General features: G+C 72.7%; 15 protein-coding genes and 1 pseudogene. 7 read left to right on the top strand and 9 right to left on the bottom strand.

The window, feature by feature from the left end; all coding sequences use genetic code 11:
• Positions 1-265: TetR/AcrR family transcriptional regulator (locus EAO73_RS04130; protein WP_191134002.1), on the bottom strand; the 265-nt coding region annotated here is incomplete at its 3' end.
• Positions 266-418: 153 nt separating this feature from the next.
• Here EAO73_RS04130 and EAO73_RS04125 point away from each other — a divergent pair.
• Both EAO73_RS04125 and EAO73_RS04120 read left to right on the top strand, forming a co-directional pair.
• Positions 419-1,093 carry an FMN-dependent NADH-azoreductase gene (locus EAO73_RS04125; protein WP_147970142.1) on the top strand — a complete coding sequence of 225 codons (675 nt, stop codon included), beginning with the start codon at positions 419-421 and terminating at the stop codon, positions 1,091-1,093.
• A complete protein-coding gene (locus EAO73_RS04120) occupies positions 1,090-1,413 on the top strand; it encodes a DMT family transporter (protein WP_147970141.1) in 324 nt (107 codons plus the stop codon). Before EAO73_RS04125 ends, EAO73_RS04120 begins: the two co-directional genes overlap by 4 nt.
• On the opposite strand, the gene EAO73_RS04115 is transcribed toward EAO73_RS04120, so the two are convergent.
• Positions 1,393-1,866, bottom strand: a complete 474-nt coding sequence (locus tag EAO73_RS04115) for a MarR family winged helix-turn-helix transcriptional regulator (RefSeq protein WP_147970140.1) — start codon at positions 1,864-1,866, stop codon at positions 1,393-1,395. The genes EAO73_RS04120 and EAO73_RS04115 overlap by 21 nt on opposite strands.
• Positions 1,867-1,952: 86 nt before the next feature.
• Here EAO73_RS04115 and EAO73_RS04110 point away from each other — a divergent pair, with 86 nt between their 5' ends.
• The gene (locus EAO73_RS04110) at positions 1,953-2,882 is read left to right on the top strand and encodes a quinone oxidoreductase family protein (protein ID WP_147970139.1); all 930 of its coding nucleotides are present in this window, start codon (positions 1,953-1,955) and stop codon (positions 2,880-2,882) included.
• 55 nt (positions 2,883-2,937) lie between these two features.
• The gene (locus tag EAO73_RS04105) at positions 2,938-3,552 is read left to right on the top strand and encodes a hypothetical protein (protein ID WP_147970138.1); all 615 of its coding nucleotides are present in this window, start codon (positions 2,938-2,940) and stop codon (positions 3,550-3,552) included.
• A gap of 11 nt (positions 3,553-3,563) precedes the next feature.
• On the opposite strand, the gene EAO73_RS04100 is transcribed toward EAO73_RS04105, so the two are convergent.
• Together EAO73_RS04100 and EAO73_RS04095 are read right to left on the bottom strand one after the other, a co-directional pair.
• Positions 3,564-4,403, bottom strand: coding sequence for a class I SAM-dependent methyltransferase (locus EAO73_RS04100; protein ID WP_147970137.1), 840 nt, complete (start codon positions 4,401-4,403; stop codon positions 3,564-3,566).
• A gap of 60 nt (positions 4,404-4,463) precedes the next feature.
• A complete protein-coding gene (locus tag EAO73_RS04095; RefSeq protein WP_147970136.1) occupies positions 4,464-5,618 on the bottom strand; it encodes a serine hydrolase domain-containing protein in 1,155 nt (384 codons plus the stop codon).
• Positions 5,619-5,794: 176 nt separating this feature from the next.
• Here EAO73_RS04095 and EAO73_RS04090 point away from each other — a divergent pair.
• Positions 5,795-6,676, top strand: a pseudogene (locus EAO73_RS04090) (FAD-dependent oxidoreductase).
• Between the two features lie 104 nt (positions 6,677-6,780).
• Entirely contained in the window at positions 6,781-7,971 is a 1,191-nt protein-coding gene (locus EAO73_RS04085) for an alpha/beta hydrolase family protein (RefSeq protein ID WP_147970135.1), read from the top strand.
• 3 nt (positions 7,972-7,974) lie between these two features.
• Here EAO73_RS04085 and EAO73_RS04080 read toward each other — a convergent pair whose 3' ends face one another.
• Together EAO73_RS04080 and EAO73_RS04075 are read right to left on the bottom strand one after the other, a co-directional pair.
• On the bottom strand, positions 7,975-9,927 hold the full coding sequence (locus EAO73_RS04080; protein ID WP_191133931.1) for an APC family permease: 1,953 nt from the start codon (positions 9,925-9,927) through the stop codon (positions 7,975-7,977).
• Between the two features lie 26 nt (positions 9,928-9,953).
• The gene (locus EAO73_RS04075; RefSeq protein ID WP_147970134.1) at positions 9,954-10,475 is read right to left on the bottom strand and encodes a hypothetical protein; all 522 of its coding nucleotides are present in this window, start codon (positions 10,473-10,475) and stop codon (positions 9,954-9,956) included.
• A gap of 95 nt (positions 10,476-10,570) precedes the next feature.
• Between EAO73_RS04075 and EAO73_RS04070 the strand changes: the two genes are divergently transcribed.
• The gene (locus EAO73_RS04070) at positions 10,571-11,053 is read left to right on the top strand and encodes a hypothetical protein (protein ID WP_147970133.1); all 483 of its coding nucleotides are present in this window, start codon (positions 10,571-10,573) and stop codon (positions 11,051-11,053) included.
• A gap of 36 nt (positions 11,054-11,089) precedes the next feature.
• Here the strand turns inward: EAO73_RS04070 and rfbD are convergent, their stop codons facing one another.
• Genes rfbD through EAO73_RS04055 form a run of 3 tightly spaced genes read right to left on the bottom strand, consistent with a single transcriptional unit; the run spans position 11,090 to position 14,036 of the window.
• Positions 11,090-11,983 (bottom strand): dTDP-4-dehydrorhamnose reductase, encoded by an 894-nt coding sequence (rfbD, locus tag EAO73_RS04065; RefSeq protein WP_147970132.1) that lies wholly within the window; start codon positions 11,981-11,983, stop codon positions 11,090-11,092.
• The gene (rfbB, locus tag EAO73_RS04060; RefSeq protein WP_147970131.1) at positions 11,980-12,972 is read right to left on the bottom strand and encodes a dTDP-glucose 4,6-dehydratase; all 993 of its coding nucleotides are present in this window, start codon (positions 12,970-12,972) and stop codon (positions 11,980-11,982) included. The genes rfbD and rfbB overlap by 4 nt, the downstream gene beginning before the upstream one ends.
• Positions 12,969-14,036, bottom strand: a complete 1,068-nt coding sequence (locus tag EAO73_RS04055) for a glucose-1-phosphate thymidylyltransferase (RefSeq protein WP_147970130.1) — start codon at positions 14,034-14,036, stop codon at positions 12,969-12,971. The genes rfbB and EAO73_RS04055 overlap by 4 nt, the downstream gene beginning before the upstream one ends.
• Positions 14,037-14,058 lie beyond the last annotated feature (22 nt).

The following is a 14,058-nucleotide window of genomic DNA, read 5'->3' as shown; positions in this document are numbered from 1 at the left end:
CCTTGTGGACGACGATGCCCAGCGTGATCGCACCGAGGGCGCCGCGCAGCAGTTCGTCCTGGAGGAGCCGTTCGTGCTCGTCGAGCAGGGCCGCCGCGATGGACGCCACGTCCGGGTAGCGGCGGTAGAGGGTGCCCCGGCCGACGCCGGCCGTGCGGGCGATGTCCTCCATCGTCACCGTCCGGGGGTCCCCGGTCTCGAACAACTCGGCCGCGGCGGCGAGCACCTTGGCACGGTTGCGCGCCGCGTCCGCGCGTTCCCTCATCTCCACCACGGGCCCAGCCTACGTCAGTCCGGAAGTAAGCGGACACGGTGTCCGGTTGGCTGTAAGGTCGACTCGTTCCCGTAACTGGACACGGCGTCCGGTTACGTATGTCCGTGCGTGCTTGTACGCATCGACCGACCGAGGAGACCCGTCATGACCGCCGGCCCCGCGACCGCCCCGACCCTGCTCCACATCGACGCCAGCGCCCGCCGCCACTCCTTCAGCCGCGAGCTCGGCGACGCCGTCGCCGGTGCCTGGCGTACGGCCCACCCCGGCGGCACGTACGTGCACCGCGACCTCGCGCTCACCCCCGTCCCGCAGATAACCGAGGCGTGGACCGAGCTGTGCGACCACGTCCTGGAGTACGGGATCACCGACCCCGGCCGGTACCGGGAAGCGGTCCGCACCCCGGAACAGGCCGCCGCCTGGGCGGTGATCGAGCCGCTGCTCACCGAACTCGTCGCCGCCGACACCGTCCTGATCGCCACGCCCATGTACAACTTCTCGATCCCGGCGTCGCTGAAGGCGTGGATCGACCAGGTGACCTTCCCCAAGATGTCCCTGGCCGGACGGCGGTTCGTCGTGGCGTACGCGCGCGGCGGGGCGTACGGGCCGGGCACGCCGCGCCACCCGTACGACCACCAGGAGCGCTATCTGCGCGACTTCTTCGCCGGGCACTTCGCCGTACCGGACGAGGCGATGGATTTCCTCGGCACCGAGCTGGTGAACGCGCGCGTCGATCCCGCCCTCGCCGCCCGCCGCGCCGCCCACGACGCGTCCCGCGAGGCGGCGCTGGCGGCGGCCCGGAAGACCGGAGGGGCGCTGTGAGCTGGCTGCTGCTCCTCGCGGCGGGGCTGGTCGAGGTCGCCTGGTCGCAGAGCATCAAGCCCACGGCCGGCTTCACCCGCCCGCTGCCGACGCTGGTCTGCTTCGTGCTCGCCGCCGCCGCGGTCTATCTGCTCTCGCTGGCGATGCGGAACCTGCCGGTCGGCACGGCGTACGCGGTCTTCACCGGGATCGGCGCCCTCGGTGCGATCACGCTGGGCATCGTCGTCCACAAGGACCCGGTGTCGGCGGGCCGCATCGCCGCGCTCGCCCTGATCGTCGGGGGCGTGGCGCTGTCCCGGCTAACCGTCCAGGACGCCTGACCGGCCGCCGGGGCGCCGGGGCGTGAGCGGCAGGGGCGGGGAGAGCATGGGCTCCAGGAGCTGGGCCAGCTCGCGGCGCCGGTGCGGGTCGAGCCGGTCGATGGCCGGTGCCAGCTCCTCCCGCCCCTGCGCGTAGAGCCGTTCGATGAGCTCGCGCCCCTCGTCGGTGATCAGGACGACCACGGCGCGCTTGTCCTCGGGGCTGGTGCCCCGGGCCAGCAGGCCCCGGCGCTCGGCGCGGGCGATCAGGCCGGACAGGGTCGACTTGTCCAGGCCGAGGAAGGCCGCCAGATCGCTCATACGGGGCTGCCGGTCCCGCACGATGCCGAGGACGCGCAGTTGCGTGAGGGACAGGTCGTGCTCGGCGCCGATCCGCGTGAGCACGCCCATGATCTGGAAGGCGCTGCGGACCAGGCCGTCCAGCAGGGCGTCGGTGGAGTCGTCGGGGGCCATGGAGCCCACCCTACTTGACATTGTTGGCATTACAAACAACTCTGGTAATGATTGGTAATGCAAACCAAACTGCCAGGGAGCACCTCATGCACGCAGCAGTCATCACGGCGCACGGCACCCCGCCCGTCTACCGCGAGCACCCCGAACCCGTGGCCCGGGGCGAGCACGAGACGGTCGTGGACGTCCTCGCGGCGGGCCTGCACCACCTCACCCGCTCCAAGGCCGAGGGCACCCACTACTCGGCCACCGGCGTCTTCCCGATCGTGCCCGGCGTGGACGCCGTCGTCCGCGAGCCCTCGGGCCGGCTGCGCTACGCGATCCTGGACGACACGGACCTCGGCACCTTCGCCGAGCGCACCGTGATCGACGTACGCCGCAGCATCGTCCTCCCCGACAACGCGGACCCGGTCCGGATCGCCGCCGCGATGAATCCGGGCATGTCCTCCTGGGTCGCGCTGCGCCGCCGCATCACCTTCCGGGAGGGGCAGCGCGTCCTCGTCCTCGGCGCCACCGGCAGCGCCGGACGCATGGCCGTCCAGATCGCCGGGCGGTTCGGTGCGGCGGAGGTCTTCGCCGCCGGCCGGAACGCCGCCCGGCTCGCCGAGCTGCCCGCCCTCGGCGCGGACCGTGCGCTCACCTTCGACAAGATCGACGCCGCGGCCGACGTCGACGTCGTCCTCGACTTCGTCTGGGGCGAGCCCGCGGCGGGCGCCATGCTCCCCCTCCTCACCGCGCGCGCCGACCGCTCCGCCCCGCTCACCTGGGTGCAGATCGGCTCCATGGCGGGTCCGACCGCACCGATCCCCTCGGCGGCGCTGCGCAAGGCCCGGCTGGAGATCGTGGGCAGCGGCATCGGCTCGCTCTCCCCCCGCGACTTCCTCGCCGAACTCCCGGAACTGGCCGCGGCGGTGACCGAAGGCGCCCTCGACGTCCGCGCGCGGGCCGTGGATCCGGCCGGGATCGCGCAGGCGTGGAACGACCACCGCAGCGACGAACGCCTCGTCTTCGTTCCGTAGTTCCTCCGACGGCGGCGCATCGAGGCCTCGTACGCATGATCGATAGGCTCACCTCATGGGCCTCGACATCACCACACTGATCGCCGACTGGTCGTGGCTGGCCGAGGTCCCGCCCCGGGAGCGGCTGCCGCGTCTGCGGGACGCCTGGTACGACGACGGGACCGGGCTGTGGGACCACGACGCACCCGGGACCGACGGCGGCTGGGAGTGGCCGCGCGGGCCGCACGGCGCGCGCTTCGGGGTGTACGAGTTCCCGGGCACCCTCGGCTCGTTCAAGCCGCACTTCTGGGCGGGGGAGGGCTGGGAGAAGACACGCGCACACGTCGATCCGGCCGTGCGGGCGGAGGTGGACGCGCTGCTCGGCGGGCTGACCTGGGACAGGCCGGACTTCGACGACGACGAGGAGAGCGAGGACCGCGCCTTCTTCTCCCCCGACCACGACAGCGTGCTGGTGGCGTGTGCGCCGGAGCGCGTACGCGAACTGCTCGCGACCTGGGAGCGTGTACGGCCCCGGCTCGACGAGGTTCGGGCGCCGTTCGACGAACATGCCGCTCTGCCCGAAGGGTGGATCCCCGACGCCGACGCGTTCGTACGCCTTCTCACCGGCTGGGGCGAGGTGCTGGCCGAGGCCGCCCGCCGGGGCTGGGGGATCGCGGGCCTGAGCGGGTAAGCGGGTAAGGGCTACCGCCTGCGGGAGATACCCAGCTCGATGAGGTAACGCTTCGTCACCCGGCCCCCGTACCGCCCGTCGATCAGCTCCGCGATGGACGACAGCAGCCCGCGCCGGGCGTCCTCCGGGAGCGCCCGGTGGCCCGAGTACGTCCGCAGCACCTCCAGGTACTCCGGCGCGGTGTACGTGACGTCGTGCTCGTAGCGGCGGAAGACCGTCGGGCCGAAGCGGCCGCTGCGGGCCACCTCCTCCGCGTGGTCGGCGTGGTCGACCTCGGCGGCCGCGGGCGGCCGGGTCCCCGGCTTCGTGTCCGGGTCGAACCGCTCGTAGCAACGCTGGACATCGAGGAAGAACTCCTCGGTGCCGCCCGCCACATGCTGCGTACGCACCACGGCGAGCGCCCCGCCGGGCCGCAGCGCGTCGGCGGCCCTGGTCACCCGCACCGCCGGGTCGATCCAGTGGAACGAGGTCACCGCGAGCACCGTGTCGTACGGCTCCGAGGGCAGCGGCCAGCTCTCGAACTCCGCCGTCACCACCTCCACGTCCCGAGCCCCGGCCAGGTTGCGCCGGGCGACCGCGGCCATGCTCGGCCCCGCCTCGACGGCCGTGATCCGGCAGCCCCGCCCGGCCAGCGGGACCGTCGCCTGCCCGGTCCCGCACCCCACCTCCAGTACGCGGCTGCCCGGCCCGGCCTCGGCGAGTTCCGCCAGATCGTCGTAGAGCGCCGCCGGATACCCCGGCCGGGCCCGGTCGTACAGCTCCGCGTCCTCGTCGAACGTCCGCCGCAGCCGCTCCCGCCGGGAGTCCTCGGGACGGTCGTCGCGCGGCACGGGTGCGGTGATTTCGGGCATGCGGAGCAGGCTATGCGATGCCGGCGCGCCGTGCGTGGCGCCGGATCGGCGACTCCGGCGCTATCGGCCCTCGCACAGCCCGGCCTCCACGGCCGCCTGGATGTCGTCGTCCTGTGCGTCCGTGCCGCCCGGGTCGAGGTTCACCATGACCGAGGTCTGCCTGCCGTCGAGGGTGGCGCCGCCGGCGGTCTGGAAGCCGAAGATGTCGCCGCCGTGGCCCCAGTAGTGCCCGCCGCACGGAAGCGTCCGGCGCTCCAGGCCGAGGCCGTACGCCCGGTCGTCACCGGCCGGCCGGGTCCGCATCATCTCCCTGAGCTGCGCCGGCTTCAGCAGCCGGCCGTCCACGAGGGCGGCCAGGAACCGGTTGAGGTCAGCGGTGCTGGAGACCATCTCGCCGGAGGCACCCGCGACCGACGGGTTGATCGCGGTGGCGTCCATGAGCGGCGCGTCCGTGCCCGGCCGTACGTATCCGCGCGGATGCGGGCCGGGGATCACCGGGTCGTCGCCGGGCACGGTGGTCGCGGCCAGCCCGAGCGGCTGGATGACGCGGCGGCGGATCTCCTCGCCGTAGGGGCGCCCCGTCACCTTCTCGATGATCATGCCGGCCAGCAGGTAGTTCGTGTTGGAGTAGTCCCAGCCGTGGCCGGGCCTGAACGTACGGGGCCGGTCGAGCGCCAGGTCCACCAGGTCGCGGGTGTCGTGGTGGGCGAGCGGGTCCGTCAGGATGTCCTGCGGGCTGAGGAAGTCGAGGTAGTCCGGCAGCCCGCTGGTGTGCTGGAGCAGCCGCCGTACGGTGACGCCCCGCCACTCGCCCGGATGATCGCGGACGACATCCGGCAGATAGCGCTCCACCGGCGCGTCGAGGACGACGCGGTGCTCACCGACGAGCTGGAGCACCACCGTGGCCACGAAGGGCTTGGTCATGCTGCCGATCCGGAAGCGGCTGTCACCGCGTACCGGCGTCCCGCTGTCCGCGTCCGCCACCCCACTGGTCAGCACCGCGCCGCCGCGCCGGCCATGCGTCTCGACGAGCGCCCCGGGCGCGCCGTCGACGGTGGTCAGCCGGTGCAGGATGTCGCGCAGCGGGGCATCGGCGGCGGATACGGCGGCGGGCTCCGCCGCGACAGCCGTACCGCCCACCTGCATGCCCGCCGCGACACCGAACGCCACGGCCAGAGCGAGTGCGCCGGCCAGAGTCCGCTTGTGCTTGATCATGAGTTCCCCTCGTCGGAGCGGCAGCTTCGGCGCCGATCGCCTGCCCTGCCGCCACCCCACGATGTCCGAACGGCACCGGCCGCCACGATGAGGCGATCATCCGTATCTCCGGTGGGGACAACCCCCGGTGAGGGCCCGTCAGGCGGGCGGCAGGGGGCGGATGCTGGAATAGCCCCATGGGCGACACGCGGTACGACACCGACCTCCTCGTCATCGGAGGTGGCCCCGCCGGCTGCGCCGCCGTGCGGATGGCCGCCGGGGTCGGGATGCGGTCGGTGCTCGTCGAGCCGGACCGGTTGTGCCGGAATCTGTACCGGGTTCCGGCCCTGAACAACGTGCTCGGCGGTCACACCAGCGGGCCCGCGCTCGCCGATGCCGTCACCGCGGAGATCCGGGGCACGGAGTTGTGCCGGGTCCAACTGGGGCGGTAGGTCAGTGAGATCCGCGCTTACGAGGAACATGTCACCGTCACCCTCGACAGCGGGGACCGCCTCACCGCCCCGTACGCCGTCGTCGCCACCGGGGTCGGGCCGCTCCGGCCGCGTGACGTCGACTGGATCACCGCGCCGGACGGGCTCGCCCCGACGCCGCTGTGGCAGGCCGGGGCGGAGGAGGGGCGGACCCTCCTCGTCCTCGGCGGGGACCGGCCGGTCGGGACCTTCCTGCGCGCCCACCCGGGCACCGGCTTCCGGCTCCTCGTGGCGTACCCGGCGGCCGACGCCTACAAGACCGAGGAGATCCGCGAGGACCCCCGGGTCACGCTCGTCCCCGTCGACCACCTGACGCTCGCGGACAGCGGGGCGGCGGAGGCGGTGGGTGCGGACGGCGTACGGCACAGGCTCGTGGCGGACGCCGTCCACCTCAGCCTCGGGAGCGCGCCGGCCGCCCCGGCCGGCGATCTGGTCCGGAGCGCCGACGGGTACTGCGCGCCCGCCGGCCAGCACCCGCGCGTCCTCGTCGCAGGCGACCTCCGCTCCGCGCGCTACCAGCGGATCATGACCGCCCTGGGCTCCGGCAGCGAGGCCGCGCTGCACGCGTACTACGCGGACCGCCTGTAGGCCCGTGGTACGACGCGCAGCCACGTACATGCGACCGCGGAGGTACCGAACCGCCACCCGTGGGCGGACGTTGCGGCACCCGGTCCGCGCCTAGCGTTCCGATCATGAGAACTCGTCACCGCGGCCTGGCCGCCTCGCTCCTCGTCCTCGCCCTGGGGGCCACCGCCGTCGCCCCGGCCGTCGCCGCCACCCCGTCGCCCGCCGCGGACGGCCCCGCACTCACCGCCGCCGCCCAGCAGCTGCGACTGCCCGCGCCGACCGGGCCGTACGGCGTCGGCGAGAGCACCCTGTACCTGCGGGACACCGGCCGCGCCGACCCGTACGTACCGGAGGCAGGCGGACGCGAGCTGCTGGCGTCCGTGTTCTACCCGGCACGGGCCGGGAGCGGGGTGCCCGCCCCGTACATGAGCGAGCAGGAAGCGGAACTGCTGCTGGCGTCCCGGGGGCTCGGCGGTCTCGTCGAGCCCGGCGTGGTCGGCGCCACCGAGACGCACGCGCGGCTGGGCGCGGCGCCCGCGCGCGGCCGGTTCCCGCTGATCGTGCTGTCGCCGGGCTTCGGGCAGAGCCGGTTCACGCTCACCTCCCTCGCGGCGGACCTGGCCTCACGCGGTTACGTCGTCGCGGCGGTGGACCACGCCCACGAGTCCACCGCGACCGTGTTCCCGGGCGGGCGCGTCCTGCCCTGCGCCGCCTGCGACCTGGTGGAACGGACCGGCGACGCGGGCATGGCGGAGGTCGCCCGGGGCCGGGCGAAGGACGTCTCGTTCCTGCTGGACCGGCTGACGGACGTTCACCCCGCCTGGCGGTACGCCCCGATGATCGACCGGCGGCGCGTCGGCATGGCCGGGCACTCCATCGGTGGCGACTCCGCCGCGGCCACCATGGCCGCCGACGGGCGGGTGCGGGCGGGCGTGAACATGGACGGTGCCTTCTACGAGCCGGTCCCCGCCGCGGGGCTCCGGGGCCGGCCGTTCATGGTGCTCGGCACCGACGTCCAGCACGCCCCCGGCAGCACCACCGACACCACCTGGGACCGGGACTGGCCGCACCTGGACGGCTGGAAGCGGTGGCTCACCGTCGCCGGGGCGGGCCACTTCACCTTCACCGACATGCCGGTCCTCGGCGAGGAACTGGGGATCAAGGATCCCTCGGCACCGCTGGCCGCCGACCGCTCCAGCCGGATCACCCGCGACTACGTCGCCGCCTTCTTCGGCCTCCACCTCAAGGGCGTACCGCAGCCGCTGCTCGCCGGGCCGACGGCCGCCAACCCGGAGGTGTCGTTCCAGTCGCCGTGAGCGTCATTCCACGTCGGGCAGGTGATGCGCCTCCAGGGCCCGCATGGCGTGCGACGCGTTGAACGGCAGGATCGTCACCGCGACGTGCGGCAGCTGTTCCAGGGTCCTCGACATCTTCTCGCCGGTGCCCCGGTGCAGGAGCTTGCCGAGGGCGTTGGCGTACAGCCGCCGTGGCACGAGCACCGTCAGGGACGTCTCCCCGTCCTGCGTGGTGCGGACGGCCAGTTCGCGCATCGCGTGACGCAGCCGGCGGTCGGAACAGGCCACCACTTCCAGGTCGACCGAGGTCGCGGACGTCGACGCCCAGCGGGCGGACAGCCGGCGTGCGTGGTCCTCGTCGATGGCGAAGTGCACGGCCCGGACGGTGTCGGGCCGCAGTTCATGTGCGTACCGCAGGGCCTTCAGCGTGGCCAGGTCCAGCGACTCGACGAGGACGAACACCTGATGGCGGCGCGTACGCGGCCGGTCCGCGCCCGGGGGCAGCAGTTCCAGGGCCGCGGCCTCGCGCCGGTACTCGCGGTTGATGCGGATCAGCATCCAGACGCCGAGCGGGAAGATGACGACGACCAGCCAGGCGCCCTCGGTGAACTTCGTGACTGCGAAGATCAGGACGACCGCGCCGGAGACGACCGCCGCGAGCGCGTTGACCGTGATCTTCGCCCGCCGCAGCGGCTCGCTCCTGCGCACGTGGTACGCGGCGAGGCCGGCCCCGGCCATGGTGAAGGCGGTGAACACGCCGATCGCGTAGAGCGCCACGAGCCTGTCCACATTGGCGCCCGTGACGAGCAGCAGGGCCAGCGAGAGAGCGGAGAGGGTGACGATGCCGTTGGAGAAGGCCAGCCGGTGTCCGCGCCGGGTGAGGACCCGCGGCAGGAACCGGTCCTGCGCGACGAAACTGGCCAGGAACGGGAACCCGGTGAAAGGGGTGTTGGCGCCGGTGTAGAGGACCAGCGCGGTCGCCAGCTGGACGAGGACCAGCCCGAGCGTCCCCAGCGTTCCGTTCCCGAAGGCGAGCCGTGCCTCCTGCGCGATGACGGTGGGGGTCCCGTCGGTGTACGGGACGGCGTGGGTGAAGTGCGCGAGCGTGGAGACGCCCAGGACCAGGACGGCGAGCACGCAGCTCATGGCGATCAGGGTGCGCCGGGCGTTGCGGCCCTGGGGTTCACGGAAGGCCGAGATGCCGTTCGAGATCGCTTCGAGGCCGGTGAGGGACGAGCCGCCATTGGCGAAGGCGCGCGCCACGATGAACAGCGAAGCACCCTGGAGCCAGCCGTCGCCGGGAGTCCCCAGGGGCACGACACCGGGAGCGTTCAGGTCGGCGTGCGGCAGTCCGCCCGTGAGCGCGCGGACCGCCGCGGCGAGGAAGACCAGCCCCATGGCGGCGATGAAGAGGTACGCGGGCAGTGCGAACGCCCGGCCCGCCTCGCGGATGCCGCGCAGATTCCCGTACGCGAGCACCACGATCACCAGCACGGAGACCGGCAGCTGGAGATGGTCGAGCCCCGTCCAGCCGTTGCCCGCCAGATGGGCGAGCGAGATCAGCGCGTTGGTGCCGGCCGACACCTGGACGGCGACCGTGACGATGTAGTCGACCAGCAGGGCCACGGCGGCGACCTGGGCGACGTTCGGCCCGAAGTTCTCCCGGGCCACCACATAGGAGCCGCCGGCCCGGGTGTAGATGCTGACGACGTCGCTGTAACAGACCGTCAGAAGCAGCAGCACCAGGAGGATCGCACCGGTCACCGGCATGACCAGCGTGAAGGCGGCCGCTCCGGCGACCGGTACGAGGACGCGGAGCATCTCCTCGGAGCCGTAGGCCGACGAACTGATGCAGTCGGACGCGAGCACACCGAGCGCCGTCCGGTTGCTCAGCTTCTCCTCACTGACACGCGCGGTGGTGAGGGGCTTGCCAAGGAGCCGCCGTTTGACGCGGTACATCGGCCGTTCAAGGGTCATACACCCCATCACAACGGGCGGTGACTTCAGGGCTGTGGAGACACCACGGGGGCGAGGGTGAACACGCGCGTCTCGGGGTCGACCCGGGCCGGCAGCGCCGTCCCCTGTGCGGCGTCCCCGAACTGGTACGCCAGCAGGTCGCACGCGCACTCGAACGGTTCGAACCCCTGTCCGTCGACCCGTATCAGCAGCCGGACCTGCTCGTGGTCGTCGTTGGACGGCGGGGCGGCGGAGGCCGACAGGACCAGGGCGGTCGCGTCGACACCGGTGGCGGCGAGCCGGAGGGTGAGCCGGCGTTCCATACGGGCGGAGACGACGGTCGACCACCCGACGTAGGCGACGAACACGGCGACCAGGAAGAGGGCGGCGCCCGCCCAGGTCCACCCGCTGCCGGTCTCCCCGATCTCGGAGACCGTACGGACCGCGGTGTAGACGGCGGCTCCGCCCGCACCCAGCAGCAGGATCGCGCCCACGGTGCAGGCGATGGCCGTGATCGCCGGGCCCTTGGGATCGAGCAGGGCGGGTTCGTGGGCGCGCGCGGTGGCCATGGGCGCACCTTAATCAAAGGGCGTGGTGTGCGGAACGGGCTCGTGCGAGGCTGATGCGACCACCGGCCCGAACGAGGCTGTGAAGGAGTCGCGAGATGGGTCAGGAGTCCTCGCACGACCGACAGCTTTACCGGCAGTCCCTCTTCTACCGGCCCGGAAGTACGCTGCTGACCACGATCCGCGCGTACACGGGCGGGCCCACACCGGCCCGCCCCGACGATCCGGCCGTCCGCTTCCATCCCGAAGGCATCGCGTACCACCAGGCGTTCGGGCACGACCCCGTGATCAAGCTGGGCTGGCCGGCGGTCCGGGCGGTCGCCGTCCTCCCCGGACCGATCGCGGACCGACGGGCGCTGTGCGTGTACCGGATCGACGAACCCCCACGGCCCGACATCCCGGCCGATGCCAGGTTCACCGGCACCGGACAGGGCCTCGGAGCCCATTTCGAGGCGCTGTTCGGTACGCGACTCGCGGTCCATCTGCACCACGTACGGGGCCCGTCGCTGAACAGACTCGCCCGGTCCCTGCCCGCCTGGACGAACGGCCGCATCACCCTCGGCACCGAACGCCCGGTCTGAGGCGGGCCGCCCGGCCGTACCCGGAGAAGGCCCCGCTCACCCCGCGCGGGCGACCGCGACCCCCGCCCGCAGCGCCGGCCACGCCGCGGCCAGCCCCTCGCGCCAGTCCCGCATCGCCCCCAGCCCCGCCGCCTCCCACCGCGCGTGCCCCAGCGCGGAGTACCGCGGCCGGGGCGCGGGCGCCGCGAACGACGCGGCCGGGACCGGGCGGATACGGGACGGGTCCGCGCCCAGGAGGCGGAAGACCTCCCGGGCCAGCTCCACGCGGGTGCAGTGGCCGGAGTTCGTCGCGTGGTAGACACCCGGGGCCGCCGCACCGCCCAGGGCCGCCAGACCGAGCGCGACCAGCCGGCCGGCCGCGTCCGCGCTCCAGGTGGGCTGGCCGCACTGGCCGTCCGCGACCTCGACGATCTCCCGCTCGCGCTCCAGGCGGATCAGCGTGGAGACGAAGCCCCGGCCGCCGTCCCCGTACAGCCAGGCGGTGCGCGCCACGTAACCGGTCCACGGGAGGAGTTGCAGGACCGCGCGCTCGCCCTCCAGCTTGGAGCGGCCGTACGCGCCGAGCGGGTCCGGGCGGGCGTCCTCGGCGTACGGCGTGCGGGCCTCGCCGGAGAACACGTAGTCCGTCGAGACGTGCAGCAGCAGTGCGCCGAACTCCCCGCACGCCGCGGCCAGCCGGCGCGGGCCCGTGCCGTTGACCCGCAGGGCGCGGGCCGGCTCGGCCTCCGCCGCGTCCACGTCCGTGTAGGCGGCGGCGTTGACCACGATCCCCGGCCGGTGCGCGGTCATCGCCGCGCGCACGGCCCGGGGGTCCGTCACGTCCAGGTCCTCGTGGCCCAGGGCGACGTACGGCCGGCCCGCCCGGTCGAGAGCCGGCAGCAGCTCCCGGCCGAGCAGACCCCGCGCCCCCGTGACCAGCCAGCGGGTCACAAGGAGGCCTTGTTCTTCAGCGGCTCCCACCAGGCGCGGTTGTCCCGGTACCAGTCGAAGGTCTCCCGCAGCCCCTGCGTGAAGTCCTTGCGCGGCCGGTAGCCCAGCTCCTCGCGGATCTTGGTGCAGTCGACCGAGTAGCGCAGATCGTGCCCGAGCCGGTCCGCCACGTGCTCGACGCTCTGCCAGGTGGAGCCCGACAGCTCCAGCAGCAGTTCGGTCAGCTCCTTGTTGCTCAGCTCCGTGCCACCACCGATGTTGTAGACCTCGCCCGGACGGCCACCGGTTCGCACCAGCTCCAGGCCCTGGACGTGGTCGTCTATGTGCAGCCAGTCCCGCACGTTCAGCCCCTCGCCGTACAGCGGCACCTTGTGCCCGTCCAGGAGGTTGGTGACGAACAGCGGGATGACCTTCTCGGGGAAATGGTGGTGGCCGTAGTTGTTCGAGCAGCGGGTCACCCGGACGTCGAGTCCGTGGGTGCGGTGGTACGACAGGGCGACCAGGTCGGAGGACGCCTTCGAGGCCGCGTACGGGGAGTTGGGGCGCAGCGGGTCCGTCTCCGGCCAGGAGCCCTCGTCGATCGACCCGTACACCTCGTCGGTCGACACGTGCAGGAACCGGGCCGGGCCGCCCGGCCGGCGCACCGCCGCGTCCAGGAGGGTCTGGGTGCCCAGGACGTTGGTCGTGATGAACTCCGCGGCGCCCTGGATGGAGCGGTCGACGTGCGACTCGGCGGCGAAGTGCACGATCTGGTCGTGCCCGGCCACCACCCGTGCGACCAGCTCGCGGTCGCAGATGTCGCCCGGGACGAAGGAGAAGCGGGGGTTGCTCCGGACCTCGTCCAGGTTGGCGGGGTTGCCCGCGTAGGTGAGCTTGTCGAGGACGGTCACGGTGACGTCGCCGGGCCCGTCCGGGCCCAGCAGCGTACGGACGTAGTGGGAGCCGATGAAGCCGGCGCCGCCGGTGACGAGGATGCGTGTGTCGGTCATGAGGAGATCTGCACCTTGCTGTGGTCGCCGAGGACGAAACGGTGGGCCGCGGGCATCCGCGGGGCGGGCGTCACCACGACGTTCCGCCCGATGATCGACGCCTCCACGCGGCGGACCCCGTTGAGCGAGGAGTCGTCCAGCACGATGGAGAACTCGATCTCGCTGTCGCTGATCACACAGTTGCGCGAGACGGACGTGAACGGTCCGACGTACGAGGAGGTGACGACGGTGCCGGCACCGATGACCGCCGGGCCCACGATGCGGGAGCCGACGACGGACGCCCCCTCCTCGATCTGGACGCGGCCGATGATCTCGCTGTTCGCGTCGACGCTGCCCTCGATGCGCTGCTCCGAGGTCTCCAGGACGGACCGGTTGACCTCCAGCATGTCGGTGACGTTGCCGGTGTCCTTCCAGTAGCCGGAGATCGTGGTGGAGCGCACGTCGCGGCCGTTGTCGATGAGCCACTGGAGCGCGTGGGTGATCTCCAGCTCGCCGCGCCAGGACGGCTCGATGGAGCGGACGGCCTCGTGGACGGCGGGCGTGAAGAGGTAGACGCCGACCAGGGCGAGGTCGCTCTTGGGGTGCTGCGGCTTCTCCTCCAGGCCGGTGACCCGGCCGTCGGGGCCCAGCTCGGCGACGCCGAACGCCTTCGGGTCGGAGACCTGGGTGAGCAGGATCTGCGCGTCGGGCCGGTCGGCGCGGAAGCCGTCGACGAGGTCCGTGATGCCGCCGACGATGAAGTTGTCGCCGAGGTACATGACGAAGTCGTCGTCGCCGAGGAAGTCCTGCGCGATCAGCACGGCGTGGGCCAGGCCCAGCGGCGCGTCCTGCGGGATGTAGGTCACCTCGATGCCGAACGCGGAGCCGTCGCCGACGGCCTCCCTGATCTCGTCGGCGGTGCTCCCGACGATGATGCCGACCTGCTTGATACCGGCGTCCGCGATCGCTTCGAGACCGTAGAAGAGCACCGGCTTGTTGGCCACGGGCACCAACTGCTTGGCGGATGTGTGGGTGAGGGGGCGCAGGCGGGTTCCGGCCCCGCCGGAGAGTACGAGAGCCTTCATGCCGTCGACGCTAGGAGCGGGC

It is taken from the genome of Streptomyces sp. col6, assembly GCF_008042035.1.
Taxonomy (GTDB): Bacteria; Actinomycetota; Actinomycetes; order Streptomycetales; family Streptomycetaceae; genus Streptomyces.
The sequence above is the reverse complement of the archived record's forward strand: the minus strand, read 5'-3'. Positions and strand labels throughout refer to the sequence as shown.

What these genes read in the sequence shown, in the direction of transcription:
- EAO73_RS04110 (WP_147970139.1), top strand. Translation starts at nt 1,953, where the DNA reads ATGCACGCAGCAGTCATCACGGCGCACGGCACCCCGCCCGTCTACCGC.
- EAO73_RS04115 (WP_147970140.1), bottom strand. Translation starts at nt 1,866, where the DNA reads ATGGCCCCCGACGACTCCACCGACGCCCTGCTGGACGGCCTGGTCCGC.
- EAO73_RS04070 (WP_147970133.1), top strand. Translation starts at nt 10,571, where the DNA reads ATGGGTCAGGAGTCCTCGCACGACCGACAGCTTTACCGGCAGTCCCTC.
- EAO73_RS04100 (WP_147970137.1), bottom strand. Translation starts at nt 4,403, where the DNA reads ATGCCCGAAATCACCGCACCCGTGCCGCGCGACGACCGTCCCGAGGAC.
- EAO73_RS04125 (WP_147970142.1), top strand. Translation starts at nt 419, where the DNA reads ATGACCGCCGGCCCCGCGACCGCCCCGACCCTGCTCCACATCGACGCC.
- EAO73_RS04105 (WP_147970138.1), top strand. Translation starts at nt 2,938, where the DNA reads ATGGGCCTCGACATCACCACACTGATCGCCGACTGGTCGTGGCTGGCC.
- EAO73_RS04080 (WP_191133931.1), bottom strand. Translation starts at nt 9,927, where the DNA reads ATGACCCTTGAACGGCCGATGTACCGCGTCAAACGGCGGCTCCTTGGC.
- EAO73_RS04055 (WP_147970130.1), bottom strand. Translation starts at nt 14,036, where the DNA reads ATGAAGGCTCTCGTACTCTCCGGCGGGGCCGGAACCCGCCTGCGCCCC.
- rfbB (WP_147970131.1), bottom strand. Translation starts at nt 12,972, where the DNA reads ATGACCGACACACGCATCCTCGTCACCGGCGGCGCCGGCTTCATCGGC.
- EAO73_RS04095 (WP_147970136.1), bottom strand. Translation starts at nt 5,618, where the DNA reads ATGATCAAGCACAAGCGGACTCTGGCCGGCGCACTCGCTCTGGCCGTG.
- EAO73_RS04085 (WP_147970135.1), top strand. Translation starts at nt 6,781, where the DNA reads ATGAGAACTCGTCACCGCGGCCTGGCCGCCTCGCTCCTCGTCCTCGCC.
- EAO73_RS04075 (WP_147970134.1), bottom strand. Translation starts at nt 10,475, where the DNA reads ATGGCCACCGCGCGCGCCCACGAACCCGCCCTGCTCGATCCCAAGGGC.